This is a genomic window from Micromonospora sp. NBC_01796 (assembly GCF_035917455.1).
Lineage (GTDB): Bacteria > Actinomycetota > Actinomycetes > Mycobacteriales > Micromonosporaceae > Micromonospora_G.
The window spans coordinates 7,160,193-7,175,275 of the sequence record NZ_CP109078.1 but is presented as its reverse complement, the minus strand read 5'-3'; the positions used below and the strand labels follow the sequence as shown (position 1 = coordinate 7,175,275).

The 15,083-nt window shown below is 71.0% G+C and carries 16 protein-coding genes; 5 read left to right on the top strand and 11 right to left on the bottom strand.

The genetic code is table 11. From position 1 onward, the window contains the following. Positions 1 to 187: 187 nt before the first annotated feature. Entirely contained in the window at positions 188 to 1,915 is a 1,728-nt protein-coding gene (locus OIE47_RS31890; RefSeq protein WP_326558240.1) for a DEAD/DEAH box helicase, read from the top strand. A gap of 23 nt (positions 1,916 to 1,938) precedes the next feature. Here the strand turns inward: OIE47_RS31890 and OIE47_RS31885 are convergent, their stop codons facing one another. The 3 genes from OIE47_RS31885 to OIE47_RS31875 all read right to left on the bottom strand — a co-directional run bounded on the left by OIE47_RS31885 (position 1,939) and on the right by OIE47_RS31875 (position 5,536). Further along, on the bottom strand, positions 1,939 to 2,901 hold the full coding sequence (locus tag OIE47_RS31885) for an alpha/beta hydrolase (protein WP_326558239.1): 963 nt from the start codon (positions 2,899 to 2,901) through the stop codon (positions 1,939 to 1,941). Positions 2,902 to 2,947: 46 nt separating this feature from the next. Beyond that, positions 2,948 to 4,192, bottom strand: coding sequence for a phosphatase PAP2 family protein (locus OIE47_RS31880; protein ID WP_326558238.1), 1,245 nt, complete (start codon positions 4,190 to 4,192; stop codon positions 2,948 to 2,950). Positions 4,193 to 4,381: 189 nt separating this feature from the next. Continuing rightward, positions 4,382 to 5,536: a nucleotide disphospho-sugar-binding domain-containing protein gene (locus OIE47_RS31875; RefSeq protein WP_326558237.1), complete on the bottom strand. Its 1,155-nt coding sequence runs from the start codon at positions 5,534 to 5,536 to the stop codon at positions 4,382 to 4,384. Positions 5,537 to 5,726: 190 nt separating this feature from the next. Here OIE47_RS31875 and OIE47_RS31870 point away from each other — a divergent pair, with 190 nt between their 5' ends. Beyond that, positions 5,727 to 6,719 (top strand): methyltransferase domain-containing protein, encoded by a 993-nt coding sequence (locus tag OIE47_RS31870; RefSeq protein WP_326558236.1) that lies wholly within the window; start codon positions 5,727 to 5,729, stop codon positions 6,717 to 6,719. On the opposite strand, the gene OIE47_RS31865 is transcribed toward OIE47_RS31870, so the two are convergent. Then, positions 6,701 to 7,891: a 4-hydroxybenzoate 3-monooxygenase gene (locus OIE47_RS31865; RefSeq protein ID WP_326558235.1), complete on the bottom strand. Its 1,191-nt coding sequence runs from the start codon at positions 7,889 to 7,891 to the stop codon at positions 6,701 to 6,703. The genes OIE47_RS31870 and OIE47_RS31865 overlap by 19 nt on opposite strands. After that, positions 7,888 to 8,604 carry a hypothetical protein gene (locus tag OIE47_RS31860; protein WP_326558234.1) on the bottom strand — a complete coding sequence of 239 codons (717 nt, stop codon included), beginning with the start codon at positions 8,602 to 8,604 and terminating at the stop codon, positions 7,888 to 7,890. The genes OIE47_RS31865 and OIE47_RS31860 overlap by 4 nt, the downstream gene beginning before the upstream one ends. A 610-nt stretch (positions 8,605 to 9,214) precedes the next feature. On the opposite strand from OIE47_RS31860, the gene OIE47_RS31855 reads away from it, so the two are divergent. Next, positions 9,215 to 9,952, top strand: a complete 738-nt coding sequence (locus OIE47_RS31855; protein ID WP_326558233.1) for a hypothetical protein — start codon at positions 9,215 to 9,217, stop codon at positions 9,950 to 9,952. A gap of 33 nt (positions 9,953 to 9,985) precedes the next feature. On the opposite strand, the gene OIE47_RS31850 is transcribed toward OIE47_RS31855, so the two are convergent. The 5 genes from OIE47_RS31850 to OIE47_RS31830 all read right to left on the bottom strand — a co-directional run bounded on the left by OIE47_RS31850 (position 9,986) and on the right by OIE47_RS31830 (position 12,913). Beyond that, the gene (locus tag OIE47_RS31850; RefSeq protein ID WP_326558232.1) at positions 9,986 to 10,273 is read right to left on the bottom strand and encodes a DUF6510 family protein; all 288 of its coding nucleotides are present in this window, start codon (positions 10,271 to 10,273) and stop codon (positions 9,986 to 9,988) included. Position 10,274: 1 nt separating this feature from the next. After that, positions 10,275 to 11,039: a ferredoxin reductase gene (locus OIE47_RS31845; protein ID WP_326558231.1), complete on the bottom strand. Its 765-nt coding sequence runs from the start codon at positions 11,037 to 11,039 to the stop codon at positions 10,275 to 10,277. Continuing rightward, entirely contained in the window at positions 11,009 to 11,608 is a 600-nt protein-coding gene (locus OIE47_RS31840) for a sulfite oxidase-like oxidoreductase (protein ID WP_326557045.1), read from the bottom strand. The genes OIE47_RS31845 and OIE47_RS31840 overlap by 31 nt, the downstream gene beginning before the upstream one ends. Before the next feature lie 86 nt (positions 11,609 to 11,694). Continuing rightward, positions 11,695 to 12,369 (bottom strand): hypothetical protein, encoded by a 675-nt coding sequence (locus tag OIE47_RS31835; protein WP_326558230.1) that lies wholly within the window; start codon positions 12,367 to 12,369, stop codon positions 11,695 to 11,697. A 139-nt stretch (positions 12,370 to 12,508) separates the two neighbouring features. Then, positions 12,509 to 12,913: a DUF2267 domain-containing protein gene (locus OIE47_RS31830; protein ID WP_326558229.1), complete on the bottom strand. Its 405-nt coding sequence runs from the start codon at positions 12,911 to 12,913 to the stop codon at positions 12,509 to 12,511. Positions 12,914 to 13,084: 171 nt separating this feature from the next. On the opposite strand from OIE47_RS31830, the gene OIE47_RS31825 reads away from it, so the two are divergent. Both OIE47_RS31825 and OIE47_RS31820 read left to right on the top strand, forming a co-directional pair. Further along, positions 13,085 to 13,357, top strand: a complete 273-nt coding sequence (locus tag OIE47_RS31825) for a DUF2795 domain-containing protein (protein ID WP_326558228.1) — start codon at positions 13,085 to 13,087, stop codon at positions 13,355 to 13,357. Positions 13,358 to 13,392: 35 nt separating this feature from the next. Beyond that, positions 13,393 to 14,046, top strand: a complete 654-nt coding sequence (locus OIE47_RS31820) for a DUF1345 domain-containing protein (RefSeq protein ID WP_326558227.1) — start codon at positions 13,393 to 13,395, stop codon at positions 14,044 to 14,046. Positions 14,047 to 14,307: 261 nt separating this feature from the next. Here the strand turns inward: OIE47_RS31820 and OIE47_RS31815 are convergent, their stop codons facing one another. After that, positions 14,308 to 14,964 (bottom strand): hypothetical protein, encoded by a 657-nt coding sequence (locus OIE47_RS31815; protein ID WP_326558226.1) that lies wholly within the window; start codon positions 14,962 to 14,964, stop codon positions 14,308 to 14,310. Positions 14,965 to 15,083 lie beyond the last annotated feature (119 nt).

Sequence of the window (15,083 nt, the reverse complement as noted above, 5' to 3'; positions counted from 1 at the left end):
CGCCTCACCATCGTGACGTCGGTGGTGGGGCGCCGCGGGACAGGTCTCATGCCGGTCATTCTCACCGGGTCCGGCCCCCGCCGCCTGAGTCGCGGGGCTCAGTCCCGGCCGGTAAGCACAGGCCCCTGCCGGCCAGGTACACCGGTAGTCGAAACACGCCAACAGGGGTAATGAAAAGCTTGGGGGTATGAGTTCCGAGACCGTACAGCCCGATCCAGCAACCCCCGTCGATGGCGTTGGCGACGACGACGGGTCCGGCACCTTCGCCGACCTCGGGTTGCGGGCCGAGCTGCTGGGCGCGCTGAGCGCCCTCGGCTACGAGGAACCGACCGCGATCCAGCGGGAGACGATCCCGCCGCTGCTGGCCGGGCAGGACCTGCTCGGCCAGGCGGCCACCGGTACCGGGAAGACGGCCGCCTTCGCGCTCCCGCTGCTGCACCGGATGCCGGCGGACCGCCGCTCCGGTGACCCGGTGGCGCTGGTCCTGGTGCCGACCCGCGAACTGGCCGTGCAGGTCTCCGAGGCGGTGCACCGCTACGGCCGGGAACTCGGCGTCCGGGTGCTGCCCATCTACGGTGGCCAGCCGATCGGCCGGCAGCTTCGGGTCCTCGACGGCGGGGTGGACGTGGTCGTCGCCACTCCGGGCCGGGCGCTGGACCACATCGCCCGGGGCACGCTGCGGCTCGGAGAGCTCGCCACGGTGGTGCTGGACGAGGCGGACGAGATGCTCGACATGGGCTTCGCCGAGGACATCGAGGCGATCCTGGCGCAGACTCCGGAGCAACGGCAGACGGTGCTGTTCTCGGCCACCATGCCGGCCCGGATCGACGGCATGGCCCGCCAGCACCTGCGGACCCCGGTACGGATCGAGATCGGCCGGGCGTCGACGCCGACCGGCACCGCGCCGCTGGTCCGGCAGACCGCGTACGTGGTGGCGCGGGCGCACAAGCCGGCGGCGCTGGGACGGGTGCTGGACGCCGAGTCGCCCACCGCCGCGATCGTCTTCTGCCGCAGCCGGGAAGAGGTGGACCGGCTCACCGAGACGATGAACGGGCGGGGTTACCGCGCCGAGGCGCTGCACGGCGGGATGAGCCAGGAGCAGCGCGACCGGGTGATGGGGCGGCTGCGTACCGGGACCGCGGATCTTCTGGTCGCCACCGACGTGGCCGCCCGTGGGCTGGACATCGAGCAGCTCACGCACGTGTTCAACTACGACGTCCCGTCTGCGCCGGAGTCGTACGTGCACCGGATCGGGCGGGTCGGTCGGGCCGGCCGGCAAGGTGTGGCGATCACCCTCGCGGAGCCGCGTGAGCACCGGATGCTCAAGACCATCGAGCGGGTCACCGGCCAGCGGATCTCGATCGACCGGGTACCGACGGTCGCGGACATGCGTACCCGACGGTTGGAGCTGACCCGGGCGGCCCTGCAGGAGAGTCTGCTGGAGGACGACCTGGAGCAGTTCCGGGTGATCGTGGAGACGCTGACCGACGAGTTCGACGTGATGGAGGTGGCGCTGGCGGCGGTGAAGCTGGCCCACGAGGCGTCCGGAGTGCCGGTCGACGACGAGGAGATCCCGCAGGTCACGCTCCGGGGCGAACGGGACGGCCGGACGTCGCGGGACAGTCGCGGGCGGGACGGCCAGCGTGCCGCGCGACCCCGCCAGGGCAACATGACCTGCCTGTTCATCGGGGTGGGGCGGCGGTCCGGCATCCGGCCGCAGGACCTGGTCGGTGCGATCACCGGCGAGACCCGGGTGAGCGGGCGGGAGATCGGCTCGATCGAGATCGCCGACCGGTTCTCGCTGGTCGAGGTGCCGCAGGCGGCAGCCGACGAGGTGATCACCCGGCTGCGCGGTACCACCATCAAGGGCCGCAAGGCGACCGTACGCCGGGACCGGGAGGGCAGCCGCGAGTAGGACCCACGGCCGCCCGTACGGGATCAGGACCGGAGTTCGACCGGGGCCGCCGGAATGGCCGGGGTCCCGGCGGGCTGGGGCTGCCCCAGCACCTCGGCGATCTCCGCGATGACCCGCCTGGCCTCGGGTATCGGGGTGAGCACCCAGTCGTGCAGCATGCCCGGGTACTCGCGCAGGACGATGTCGGTGCCCTGGTCGGCGGCGAGTTGCCGCAGCCGCCGGGCGTCCGGGTTGAGCACGTCCCTGGTGCCGGTGAACAGGGTCACCCGGCCGAGGTCGCGCAGCGGACCGTTGATCGGGCTGACCTCGGCCACCGAGGGCAGGTCCGGCAGGGCGTACAGGTGCCCCAGGGACCTGAGGTGGGCGGGTTTCAGGAGCGGGTCGCGGGGCGCGATCGCGGGGATGTCCGGGTTGGTCATGGTCGCGTCGAGCCAGGGCGAGAGCAGGACCAGGTCGCCGGGTCGGGCTTCGCCCACCGGCAGCGACTGCACCAGCGCGAGCGCCATGCCGGCGCCGGCCGAGTCGCCGACCACCGCGAGCCGGTCCGCCGCCCCGAGCGCCGCGACCCGCCGGTAGAGGCGTTGGAGGGTCGGGAACACGTCCCGGTGACCGTACTCGGGGGTCAGTGGGTAGATCGGCACGGTGACGGTGCGGTTGGTCCGCTCGGCGAGCCGGGCGACGAGGTTCCAGTGCCCGGCGCCGATCTCGGTCGCGTACGCGCCGCCGTGCAGGTAGAGGATCTGCCCGGCGTCGCCACCGGAGACCGGCGTGACCACGTACGTCGGCCAGTTCTCGAAGTCCTGCCGCTCCACCGTGACGTGCCGCAGGATCGGTGGACGGTGTCCGTTCGGGTCTCTCGGCGGGGCCGAGGCACCGATGAATCGCTTGGGCGCGAACTGCCACCGCTTCACGCCGGCCAGGGTCAGCGAAACGGTGAGGATGCGACTGCTGATGCTGTTCACGGTCTGCGCTTCCTTCGTCTTCACGAGTTTTCCTGGGACGCCGGGCGGGCTCCGGCGGGGCGGGCGGGACTCACCGCGCCCGTACCCGCTGCCAGACGCGCGATCCGCGTACCCGGTCGCGCACCCGGACGAGCCCGCGCCGGGGCCGGTCGGCCAGTCGTTTCGCCCAGGGGAACTCCCGACCGAGCAGGGACAGGCCGGCGAAGATGGTCAGCCAACCGGGTCCGGGCAGCACCAGCATGGCGAGTCCGGCCAGGATGACCGCCCCGCCGGCGACCGCGACACCGATCCGGCGCAGGGTCCGGTTCCGTCCGGGTCGGCCGCGATGCCGGACCACCGCCTTCGCGGTCCGGGCGGCACGGTGCCGTACGGTGCCGCGACCCGTTGCGCCCCGGTGCCAGACGAGGCGGTGCCCCGTCGCACCACGCTGCCGGACGAGGTTGCCGGTGTGCTCCCGGACGGCGCGGCCACCGGCGCGGTGCCCGGCGATCGCCGGGGTGGGGCGCAGTGCGGGGAGCAGGAGCGGGATGAGCGCGAGGATGGTGGCGGCGACGATGCCGTCGAGCCAGTAGTGGTTGGCGGTGGCGACCACCACGACCAGGGTGATGGCCGGGTGGATCAGCCACAGCCAGCGCCACCGGCTCCGGGTCACGGCGATGAGTCCGGCGGCGACCAGCAGCGCCCAGCCGACGTGCAGCGAGGGCATGGCGGCGTACTGGTTGGTGAGGTCGTCGGCCGTCGGTGAGCCGTAGACCGACGGCCCGTACCGGGCGGCGGTGTCGATCATGCCGGTTTCGGCGAGCATGCGGGGCGGGGCGAGCGGGAAGATCAGGTGGACCACCAGGGCCACGCCGGTCAGGGTGGCGAGGGTGTTCCGGGCCCGGCGGTAGTAACCGGGCCGGCGCAGGTACAGCCAGACCAGGAAGGCGACGGTCGCCGGGAAGTGCACGTACGCGTAGTAGCTGTTCGCGGTGCGCAGGAGTGTCTCGCTCTGCGCGAGCAGGTGTTGCAGGCTCCCCTCGTCGGGCAGGCCCAGGGCCCGCTCGAGGTCCCAGACCCGGTGGGCGTTGGCCATCGCCGCGGGTACGTGACCGTCGGCGATGAGCCGGCCCAGGCTGTACGCGGCCCAGAGCGCGGCGACCAGGAGCAGTTCCCGGAGCGCCCCGAGCGCGTACGGGAGGGCGCGCTGCCGCCGGGCCGGGACGGGGACGGGATGCCGTACCTCGATGGCGGGGCCGACGGCGGTCGGTGGGGGCGCGACATCGACGGGGTGCCGCGCGGGCGCCGGGCCGAACTCTGCGAGGGGTACGGGCATGGTGGTTGTCCCCACGGTTGATCTGCTTTTTACCAGCTAGTAGCTTCTAAAGTCCGAGCACCTATCCTTGGGCTAGCTAAGCTACAACCTGAAACGCTGCTGGAAGCGGGTCTGATGCCCGAAAGTTCCGCACGACACACTCGCCCGAGCCGCGTACCCGTCCCCGGCCGGCGGCGGTAAGGTCTCGTCTCAACCCGCCAGGCCCACCAGCCGGTCGACCAGGTCGACCGGGGCCGGAAGCTCGCTCATCCGCCGCGCAGTCGCCTCGGCCGCCCCGCGTACCGACCGGTCGCGCAGCACCGCGGTCAGCACCTCGGAGTCGACCTCCTCGGGCTCCACCTGCCGACCGACGCCGTGCCGGGCCACCAGGTCGGCGTTGACGAACTGGTCGGCACCGTGGGGCAGGACCAGTTGGGGGACGCCGGCACTGAGCGCGGTCATGGTGGTGCCCGATCCGCCGTGGTGCACCACCGCGGCGCAACTGGCCAGCATCGGGTGCAGCGGGGTCCAACCCACCGGACGTACGTTGCCCGGCAACCGGCCCAGCGTGGCCAGGTCGGCGTCCTCGCCCAGCGCCAGGACGAACTCGGCGTCCACCCGTGCGGCCGACGCCAGCAGCCCGGCCAGCCCGCCGACCCCGGCCAGCCGGGGCACCACCGTGCCGAGGGTGACCAGCACCCGGGGCCGGGTCGGCGGCTCCCACAGCCAGTCCGGCAACAGGCCACCGGCGTTGTACGGCACGTACCGCATGGACCAGCCGGTGCCGCTGCCGGACATCAGCTCCGGCGGGGCGACGTGGATCACCGCGCGGCGGGGCAGTTCGAGCGGCACCCCGTGGCGCTCGAAACTCTCCGCCAGGTACGGCAGGAAGCGGGCGGCGAAGTCGTCCTCGCGCAGCAGGTTGAACCCGTGCTCCACCGCCGGTACGTCGAGCATCCGCGCCACCAGCAGGCCCGTCCCCTGGAGTCGGGAGTGCACCACCAGGTCCGGACGCCACCACCGGGCCAGTTGTACGGTCCGGTCGGCCATCACCGCCGACACCTGCCCGAAGGTCCGCAACAGCAGATCGTGGGTACGCCCACCCGCGCGGGCGATCTGCCGGCCCCGTTCCCGCATCCGGCGTACCCGCCCGGCCGGTTCGCCCACCGTCCCGGCGAAGATCCCGTCGATCGCCGTGTCCGGCGCGGTGGCCACCGCCGCCAGACCGGCCCGGATCGCGGCACCCACCCCCTCGGCCGCGGTGGCGACCAGCACCTCGTGGCCGGCCGCACGCAGCGCCCAGGCCAGCGAGATGGTCGGGAACAGGTGGCCGAGCCCCGGCGAAACGGTGAACAGAACGCGCATCCGAATTTCTCCCCACTGGCTGGTCAAACGTATTTCCGATAGCCGGAATCAGCACCTGACCGGACTGTCCGGCGGCGCTTTCGATGGTTGACACGGGTATCCATGATTGCTAATTTCTCAGCCATTACCCCGGCGATTTTCCCCCTTCCCAGCCGGAATGACCGCACCCTCACCGAAATGGAGACTCGGCGTGCCCGAACCGGTCGACATCCCCTTTACACCGGACCTGCACCTACGCCTGTTGTTGAGCCTCGACCGGGGCCAGAACGTACAGCGCGCGGTCACCGACGCGGTCCGCCCCGGAATGCGCGTCCTCGACGCCGGGACCGGCAGCGGACTCCTCTCCTTCATCGCGTTGGCGGCCGGTGCCGCCACTGCCGTCGGCGTCGACCGACACCACGTGGACCTGGCCCGGGCAATAGCGGAGCACAACGGACTGGGTGACCGGCTTTCGTTCGTCGAGGCCGACCTGGCGGACCTGGAGTTGTCCTCGTTCGACCCGCCGAAAGGGTTCGACCTGCTGCTGGCGTTCATCCACACGAACAATCCGCTGATCGACGAGGGTCGGTCACGACTGGTGTTCGAGCTGCGGGACCGGCTCTGCGCCGACGGTGCCACGGTCGTGCCGGGCGCGGTCCGCTACCGGGCGACCGGATGTGACCGGCGGGACTGGGACCTGCACACCGAACTCACCGACCTGGAGGAGACCGCCGCGGTGCTGCGCGGCGCGTACGGCCTGGACTTCCAGCCGGTGACCGACGCGGTACGGGAGGGGCTGGCGATGCGTCGGATGCGGCCCGTCGACGCGGTGGCGCACACCTGGCGCTCCCCCACCACCATGGGCGCCATCCGGTTCCCGCGTACCGACGTGCGGCTGCTCACCGAGGCACACGACTTCGCCACGTTCGACTACTCCGCACCAGCCTTCACCGGTTTCCCCCCGCAGGTACGGCTGCGGGCCGCGGTGCCGGGGCGGCTGACCGGGGTGATCTGGACCCAGGAACTGCTCTACGCCGGGGTGCCGGTGTGGACGACGGAGTCCTACAGCCCGCTGGCCAGCCCGGTCGCGGTGGTCACCGGGGACGAGCTGACGATCGCCACCGGCGACGAGTGGCGGGCGACGAACATCCTGCACAGCCGGCCGACCGGCGAGACGGTCGAGGATCACTCCCACCCGATGTAGTCCTCGAGAAAGGCGGCGGCGTACGACGGGGAGGCGAAGATCCGTTCCAACCGGGCCCGTTGCACCCGGTGCAGGAACGGCGCCTCCCGCGTGCCCAGACCGGGCGTGTTGACCAGGTCCATCATCCAGCCGACGAACTCCTGGGCCCGCCAGATCCGGGCCAGCCTGGTGTCCGAGTAGGCGTCCAGCCGGGCAGGAGTGCCACCGGTGAACCGCTCCACCAGGGCGAGGGCGAGTTCCTCCGCGTCGGCGAGCGCGATGTTGAAGCCCTTGCCACCGACCGGCGGGACGATGTGGGCGGCGTCGCCGGCCAGGAAGAGCGGGCCGTACCGCAGTGGTGCGCAGACCAGGCTGCGCATCCGTACGCTGCTGGTGGACAGGATCGGGCCCTCGTTCAGGGTCCACGGGCCGTCCAGGGTCAACCGGATCCGGATCTCCTTCCAGATCCGCTCGTCCGGCCAGTCCGCCCGGCTGTCCTCCCGGGGACACTGCAGGTAGAACCGGCTCACCGTCGGTGTTCGCCGCACGTGTACGCAGGAGCCCGACTCGTGGATCGCGTTGATCACACAGTCGTTGGACGGGGCGGCCTCGGCGAGTACGGCCAGCCAGGCGTAGTCGTACTGGTACTCGTACGCGTTCAGCGCGGACCGGGGAACGGCTCGGCGGGCGACGCCGTACTCGCCGTCGGCCCCGACCACGACCTCGCAGCGCAACTCGGTCGGGCCGGTGCCGGTGTCCGGCTCGAGCAGGATCCGGGGCCGGTCGCCGCCGAGGTCGGCGATGGCCACCGCGGAGGTCTCGAACCGCAGGTCGCCACCGGCGGCGAGGAAGGCGTCGATCAGGTCCCGGACCAGGAACTGCTGCGGGTAGATGTAGTGCGTCCGGCCACCCGCGACGGGGTCGTAGGCCAGCGGGTACCGCTGGCCGCCCATCCGGAACTCGATCCGGTCCTCGACCGCACCGGCGGCCAGGAGGCCCGCGGCGAGGTCGTGGCTGCGCAGCAGCTCCACCACCCGGTGTTCGACCGTGGCACCGCGGGCACGTTGTTCGACGTAGGCCCGGTCGCGCCGCTCGACCACCACACAGTCGATCCCGGCCCGTTGCAGCAGGACCGCCACCAGCATGCCGGCCGGACCCGCGCCGACGATGCCCACCCGGGTACGTCCGGTCATGCCGTCGCGCTCCGGCCGTCGACCCCGGTGAGGGTGAAGAGCCGTGCCCGCATGATCTGCCGCAGCGCGTCGGTGCCGGACTGGGTGGTACGGCCCTGCGAGTTGGCCGCCATCCGCAGGCTGGGCAGCACGTCCCCGCCGAACCGGGCGCAGATGAACCGGTGTGCGTCGTACGCGTCTATCGTCGCGTCCACGAACTCCTCGAAGTCCTCGCCGGTGCGCCCCGGTCCGAGCCGGGCGAGAAGGGCCCGCAGTTCGGTGAAGAGGCCGGTCAGGAAGGCGTGGTCCCGGGTCTGCAAACCGCTGAATCCGGCCCGTACGGCGGGCGGCGCCATCGCCGGGCGGACCAGCTTGTCGTAGTCGACCGGCCCGAAGTCCGCGGTGAACCTGATCGCCGCGGCCGAACTGCGCATGAAGTCGCTGGCCACCCCGACCGCCGCTCGGGCCTCGGTCTCGTCGCCCCGTTCGGCGGCGCCCACGAAACAGTTGAGTCCGACGATCACGCCCTGCACCACGGCGAAGAACAGCTGGTGTCCGACCAGCCAGCGCTGGTGGGGCGGGGATTCGTCGACCAGTCGGGTCGGCATCGGCGGCACACCGTCGGACAGGGGCACGCGGGCGTACCGCAGGATGCTCTGCAGGCCGGCGAAGAGGTTCCGCCACTGGGCGCCGTCGAGATTCGACACACCCATCTCACAGGCGTTCTGTCGCACCAGCGAATAGGTACGGACAAGGCCACGGAGAAACGCTTCCGCGGGTTGCCTGCGTACCCGACGTACCTGGAAATAGCGGTCGTGCTCGGCGTACTCGGAATTGGGGTCGGCCGACGGGTCGCTATCCTGGGGAAAGTCCTCCACGCCGTTCCACGGGTCACCCGGATCGGGCGCGGAATCGACTGCGAATACGCGGGACAATGCGTCGGCCAGCGCGTGGTCGGCCACCGCGGCCCGTATCTCGGACCGGCTACTCGGAAGCAGCGCCGGATACGGTAAGCACAAGAAACCTTCAGGCACAGACGTATCGCCCTTCTGGCAGCCCAGCCCGGTCGGGTAGCACCACACCGGCAGCGTCACGACAAGTTCCCCCGCCATTTCGCGCCATCGGTGGATTGGTGAAGCGCATAGGAATTCTCACGTCTTCGATGACGGGTGTCAATCCCTGAAGATCTCGGACGAGGCCCACGCCATATGACGTGCATTTTGCGTTCGTGTTGCCGGCGACGGGACGACCGGGACCGGACCTGCCCGTCAGGTGTAAACCTGTGGTTCACAGTGCTACGGTCGTGGCGGCAACACCGGACACCCGAACGTGGAGGGACATCCCATGACCCGAGAGACTCGACCGCTCGACCGGCTCGCGGCGTCCGAGTACGACGAGCTGCGGGGCCCGGCCCGGGAGCTGGTACGCCGGATCACCGATCGGGTCGCCGACCACCCGACAGCCGGTGGGCCGGAATCCGGGCCGAAACCGGGTGACGTCGACGACGAACAGCTCCACCGGACCACGTACCTGCGTCGGGTCGGTGCCGGGCAGCTCACCGATGCCCTGGTCAACGAGTTGATCGACGAGTGCGCCGCCGAGGACGCGGCGGACGCGGTGTGGCTCGGCGCGAGCCTGGCCGACCTCGGCTCGGTCACCGGCAACAGCCGGCAGGCCGCGCGCAAGCGCTGGCCCGACCTCGGGCTGATCTACCGGACCCGACGTTGGGTCGCCGGTCACCACGCGGATCTGGTCACCGTGATCGAGCAGGTGCTCGATCACGGCGGCGAACTGACCGCCGCCGACGGCCAGGGCGAAACGCTCGACCGGGCGGTGCCGGCCCTGCGGGACGCACTGGCGAGAACCCTCCGGGACCGTGACTCCGGCTCGGTCGTCGACCCCGGGACCGGGCGTCCGCTGCGCTGGCGGCACCTGGCCGAGACGGTCGACGTCCACCTGCGTACGGTCGCGCGGGTCGGCGTACCGACCACACCGGCGGCGGCCACCGCGCTGGCCGGCGCACACGGCGTGCTCGCCTACTACGACTCGGTCACCGCCGAGCCGGCAACCGCGACGGCGTGACGGCGGTGCGGGAGAACGGCGCCACTGGCATGGTCACCAGGTGGCCGGCGACTCCGGTGGCATCGGGACCTGCACGAAGACCGCTCCGCGCAGATCCAGCCAGGCGCTGGTCGGGGTGCGCACCAGCCGCATGACGACCTCCTCGCAGCCCGGACAGCGGGCCACCAGGCCCGGCGCGTGCCGGTACACCCGCATCTCGGCGAGGGGACCGGTCAGTCCGCAGTTCGCACAGCGGCCGGTGGCCGCGGTGAGGTCCACGGCGAAGAGTTCACGCATCGGACCGGCGAGCATGTTGCCGTCGGCGTACTGCTGATCGGTCATCTCAACCTCCGGTGGGTCCGAATCGCTCGGTCTTGACCCGGCGGGGGTCGTGACCGAGGGCGACGAGGATGTCGGCGACCGTCTCCACGAACCCGGTCGGGCCGCAGACGAAACACTGCGGTTCGAGCTCCGCCGGCCAACCGTGGCTGTTCACCTCGGCCACCCCGATCCGGCCGGCCAGCGCCGGCCAGCCGTCCGGCGTCTGCCTGGTGTAGACGTACGCCACGTCCAGTCCGCCGTCGTCGCGTGCCCGTCGGCGCAGCTCGTCGGCGAAGTAGACGTCCCGGTCGGTCCGTACCGAGTAGATCAGCCGGAACGGGACCCGGCTGCCGGCGGCACGTCGCGCCCGTACCATCGCCATCAGCGGCACGATGCCCGAGCCACCGGCGACCAGCAGGACCGGCGCGGTGTCCGTGGCACGCCAGACGAACCAACCACCAACCGGTCCGCGGATCTCCACCGGGTCGCCGACCGACAGCACCTCGACCAGGTACGGCGAAACCTCACCGTCCGGCACCCGCTGTACGGTCAGCTCCACCCGGTTCGCGTCGGACGCCGAGGCGATCGAGTAGGAACGCTCGGCGCGGTAGCCGTCCGGTGCGGTGAGGCGCACGTCGACGTGTTGACCGGGCAGGTGGCCGGGCCAGTCCGGCACCTCCAACACCAGCGTGCGCGAGGTTTCCGTCTCGTTCCGGGTCTCGACCAGCTCGGCTACCCGCCAGCTGGCCGCCCGGTTCAGTCGCCCTGGTACCGCTGCTCGCGCCACGGGTCACCGTAGTCGTGATATCCGGCCGTCTCCCAGAAACCCGGCTCGTCGGTCAACAACAACTGAATACCCCGCACCCACTTCGCCGACTTCCAGAAATACAGATGCGGCACCAACAACCGCGCCGGACCACCATGCTCCGCCGCCAACCCACCACCCTCGAACTCATGAACCACCCACGCCCGACCATCCAGCAGATCCTCCAACGGCAGATTCGTCGTATAACCCCCGTACGAATGAACCAACGCGAAATCCGCCGCCGTCTCCACCTCCGCCAACAAGGTGTCCAACGACACCCCACGCCAACTCGTCCCCAACTTCGACCACCGCGTCACACAGTGGATATCCACCGTCGGCGACTCCTGCGGCAACGCCAACAACTCCGCCCACGACCACCGACGCTCCGCACCCGCCTCCGTCGTCACCGCGAACTCCCACGCATCCAACGACACCCTCGGCGTCGGACCCGCCGACAACACCGGAAAATCCTCGGTCAGATACTGCCCCGGCGGCAACGCCGGCTCCGACGACCGAGGCCGACCCTGAAAGCCCGGCGAGACGATACCCATCCGCTACTCCTATCACCTTTCCGGGTGTGCCGGATCATGATCCCGGCAGGTGATCATAGAGCGGCCGACCGCCGGCAGGTCGACGGCTACTTGGTCGGCCCCTCCGGCGCCCCGTCGGAGGTGAACGCGCCCGTGCCGGGTTCGGTGGTCAGGTAGACGTGCTGGTGCCCGTGTCCCGCGTCGATGTTGATCTGGTCGAGCTGGGCTGCCGCGATGGACCAGGCCGTGCCGGCCGCCGTACGTTGGCGGGCCGCCAGGTCGATCACCGGCCGCTGGGCGGTGGCCGGCAACGTGCCGACCAGGGCGTACGTGTCCAGTGCGGTGGCCAGGCCGTCGACCGCGGCCCGGAGACCGCCGCGCGCCACGTTGGTGGCGGTGCTGCCGGACGGGCTCTCCGCATGCCGCTCGACCGCCCGGCGCATGGTCTGCTGCCAGGTCGTCAGCTTGTCGGCGGGTGCCGGCTGGCCGGTCTTGACCGCGGCGTCCAGTTCGGACAGCAGTGGGCCGAGTTCGTCCCGCGTGGTCCGGGCGGCCGTGGTCAGGCTGCCGATCTGCTCGGTGTCCCGCTGCGCTTCCTCCTCGCGCAGCTTGTTGACGGCGGTCTCGGTCTCGCTCGGCCCGGCGACGGCGTAGCCGATGCCGGCGCCGATGAAACCGGCCAGCACCACCGGCAACAGCATGGCGAAGACCAGGGTGCCCACACTCGGCCGCCTGCTCGTCGGGGCCTTCGTGTAGGAGGGCTTGCCGGTCCTGCGGGACATGTCCGTTCCTCCCGGGGCATCAACCACCGCACGCACGTTGCGTAGAGGTTACGGCTTTGATGCGGGGCAGTCTATTGCCCGGTTGGAATCGACCGAACTTTCGTCACTCCCGACGAAAGTCGATGCCCCCACAACCGGTCTAGCGCCGCCGGGCTCGACCACCGGGCATCAACACCGGTTCGACCAGGTCGCGGAACTCGCGCGGCAACTGACTCATCACGTCGTCGAACTCACCGCCGGTGACCGCCTCCCGTACGGTGGTCAGGACGGCCCGGACCCCGGTACGCGCCGCGGTCTCGTCGACGGTCGCACGCTCGGCAACCCGCCCGATGAACTCCTGCGCCCCGAACGGTTCGGCCGCGTCCTGCGGACTGCGCATCACCGCCTGCAACGGCTGTGGCAGCTGGGCGGCCAGGTCGATCGCCTCGCCGCCGGTCAACCTGTCGGCCAGCGTCTGCAGGGTGCCCCGGCTGAGGTCGACGGCCGTGTCCGAGTCAACCTCCGCGCGTTGCGCGACCATGTCGACGAACGTGTCGTAGTTCATGACGGCTCCTCCCCGGCGTCGCCGCGGTCCGGCGTCGCGTGCCGGGCGCGTACCCCCGCCGGGTCGGGTTAAACGACGTCGACCTGCGGGCCACAGCGGTGCGTGAAGCCGGCAAAGCGGGGTAAGTGCTGCGCGGGGAGAACCAGACGACCGGCGAGGAGCGGGATTCACATGGTGACCAACGCCGAGGTGCTGCGCTACCTCACCGCACTCGACTTTCCCGCCACCAAGGACGACATCGTCGCCGAGGCCGAACGGGAAGGGGCATCGGACGACGTGCTCCGCGCCCTGCGGGCGATGCCGCCGGCCGACTACGGCAACATCAACGAGGTGGCCCGGTCGGCGCGCACCAACTCCAATCCCGAGGTGACCCCTGCCGATCTGGCGGCGCGGGCCCGGGACCGCAAGCACCAGCGGGTCGCTCGGCACCTGCGCCAGAGCTGACCGGTGCAGCCCGTCGCCGAAGCGGAGTGCCGGCGTTGACCGCGACCCGCCCGCGCCGGGAGCCGCTCCGGTCCTCGCTGCTGCTGATCATCATGGCGGTGGTGGCGGCCACGGCCGCCGTCCCGGTCGGACTGTACGACGCGGCGGTGCTCGGACCGCTCGTCGGTTGGGACGCCGCCGCGCTGTTCTACCTGATCTGGGCGCGCTCCAGGCTCTGGCCGCTGGACCCGACCGAGACCGCCCGGTTCGCGCTGCGGGAGGACACCAACCGAGGGTTACGCGACTCGCTGCTCCTCTTCGCCTGCCTGGCCAGCCTGCTGGCGATCGGGGTCGTGCTGATCCGGGCCAAGCCGCTGGACGGCTTCTCGGAGCAGTTGCACATCGCTCTCGGCATCGTCAGCGTCATCTTCTCCTGGGCGGTCATCCACACCGTCTTCGGCAGCCGCTACGCCCGGCTGTACTACACCGGTACCGACGGCGGTGTGCGGTTCAACCAGCAGTCACCTCCGCGGTACACCGACTTCGCGTACCTGGCCTTCACCATCGGGATGACGTTCCAGGTTTCCGACACCCCGCTGAGCAGCCCGGAGATCAGGCGTACGGCACTGCGCCACGCGCTGCTGTCGTACCTGTTCGGCGCCGTGATCATCGCGTCCACGGTGAACCTGATCGCGGGCCTGGTGCGGTGAGCCGACGGCGGGCGCGGACCGGCGCGAGGAACCTGCTCGAAACGGACACCGGACGAGGTGCCGGTCACGACAGGCATGACCGGGACACCACGCCCGACGAAACTCCGGCGACAAGCGGCGTCCGAACCGAACGCGATCACCGGATGGCGGAGGTCCAGCCGAACCGGTTGGACAGCCCTGCCAGACCTATCCTACGAGGTGGGATCACCTGAAAGGCGGCGAACACCATAATTGTGGGGGAGCCCACGTACGATTGGGTGTTTATGCTGCGATTTGGTGGTACCTGTCGTCCAGATCCACCATCGCCAGCGCCCCGACCAGCCAGGCGAGCTTCTCCGACTCCCGGCTGCCGGCGAGCGCGGCCAGATCATCCGCCGTACGGCCGAGACCCAGCTTGCGAGCGGCGGTGAGCGACCGGCGGTCCGCCGACGGCGGCACCTCCTGCCAGAGCGCCTGGACCTCGCGGAAGAAGAGGTCGACCACCAGATCGTCCACTCCGGGCAACCGCCGGAGCCGATCGCGCTCCCGGACGGCGTTGTACCCGGCCATCGCCCGCATCCGCCGCAGGTCACCGCGATACCGCTCGGTGACCAGCACGGCCAGGTCGCCGAGCTCGGTGGCCAGCTCGTCCGCGTCCCGGCGCCCGCAACCGCGCAGCACCGTGGCCCGGGTCTCGTGCAGCGACCGGCCCATCCGGGCCGCACTGTCCCAACCCCGGTCGCGCAACGCCCCGGCGGTCTGCGCCGCCTGCCGGGGGTCGCCGGGGCGACCGAGCAGAATGGAGAGGTAGAGCAGCTGGAACAGCGCGGCCGGGTTGTTGGTGACCCGGAAACCGAGCTGATCGGCGAAGCCCCGCCCGCTGCCGGTCAGTCGCCGGACGAACCGTTTCTTGTCCTCCACGCTCATCGTGGTCGCCATGCCGTGCGACTACCCGAAACCGCGCCGGCCACGCCGATCCGATGCCCCCTTCGGTACTCCCCCGGCCGGTACGCTGCCCGGAACGCCGATGACGCACCGGATGGAACGGGAGACAGATC

Coding starts and splice junctions, on each gene's coding strand:
- OIE47_RS31890 (WP_326558240.1), top strand. CDS start 188: ATGAGTTCCGAGACCGTACAGCCCGATCCAGCAACCCCCGTCGATGGC.
- OIE47_RS31880 (WP_326558238.1), bottom strand. CDS start 4,192: ATGCCCGTACCCCTCGCAGAGTTCGGCCCGGCGCCCGCGCGGCACCCC.
- OIE47_RS31875 (WP_326558237.1), bottom strand. CDS start 5,536: ATGCGCGTTCTGTTCACCGTTTCGCCGGGGCTCGGCCACCTGTTCCCG.
- OIE47_RS31865 (WP_326558235.1), bottom strand. CDS start 7,891: ATGACCGGACGTACCCGGGTGGGCATCGTCGGCGCGGGTCCGGCCGGC.
- OIE47_RS31855 (WP_326558233.1), top strand. CDS start 9,215: ATGACCCGAGAGACTCGACCGCTCGACCGGCTCGCGGCGTCCGAGTAC.
- OIE47_RS31850 (WP_326558232.1), bottom strand. CDS start 10,273: ATGACCGATCAGCAGTACGCCGACGGCAACATGCTCGCCGGTCCGATG.
- OIE47_RS31840 (WP_326557045.1), bottom strand. CDS start 11,608: ATGGGTATCGTCTCGCCGGGCTTTCAGGGTCGGCCTCGGTCGTCGGAG.
- OIE47_RS31835 (WP_326558230.1), bottom strand. CDS start 12,369: ATGTCCCGCAGGACCGGCAAGCCCTCCTACACGAAGGCCCCGACGAGC.
- OIE47_RS31830 (WP_326558229.1), bottom strand. CDS start 12,913: ATGAACTACGACACGTTCGTCGACATGGTCGCGCAACGCGCGGAGGTT.
- OIE47_RS31825 (WP_326558228.1), top strand. CDS start 13,085: ATGGTGACCAACGCCGAGGTGCTGCGCTACCTCACCGCACTCGACTTT.
- OIE47_RS31815 (WP_326558226.1), bottom strand. CDS start 14,964: ATGGCGACCACGATGAGCGTGGAGGACAAGAAACGGTTCGTCCGGCGA.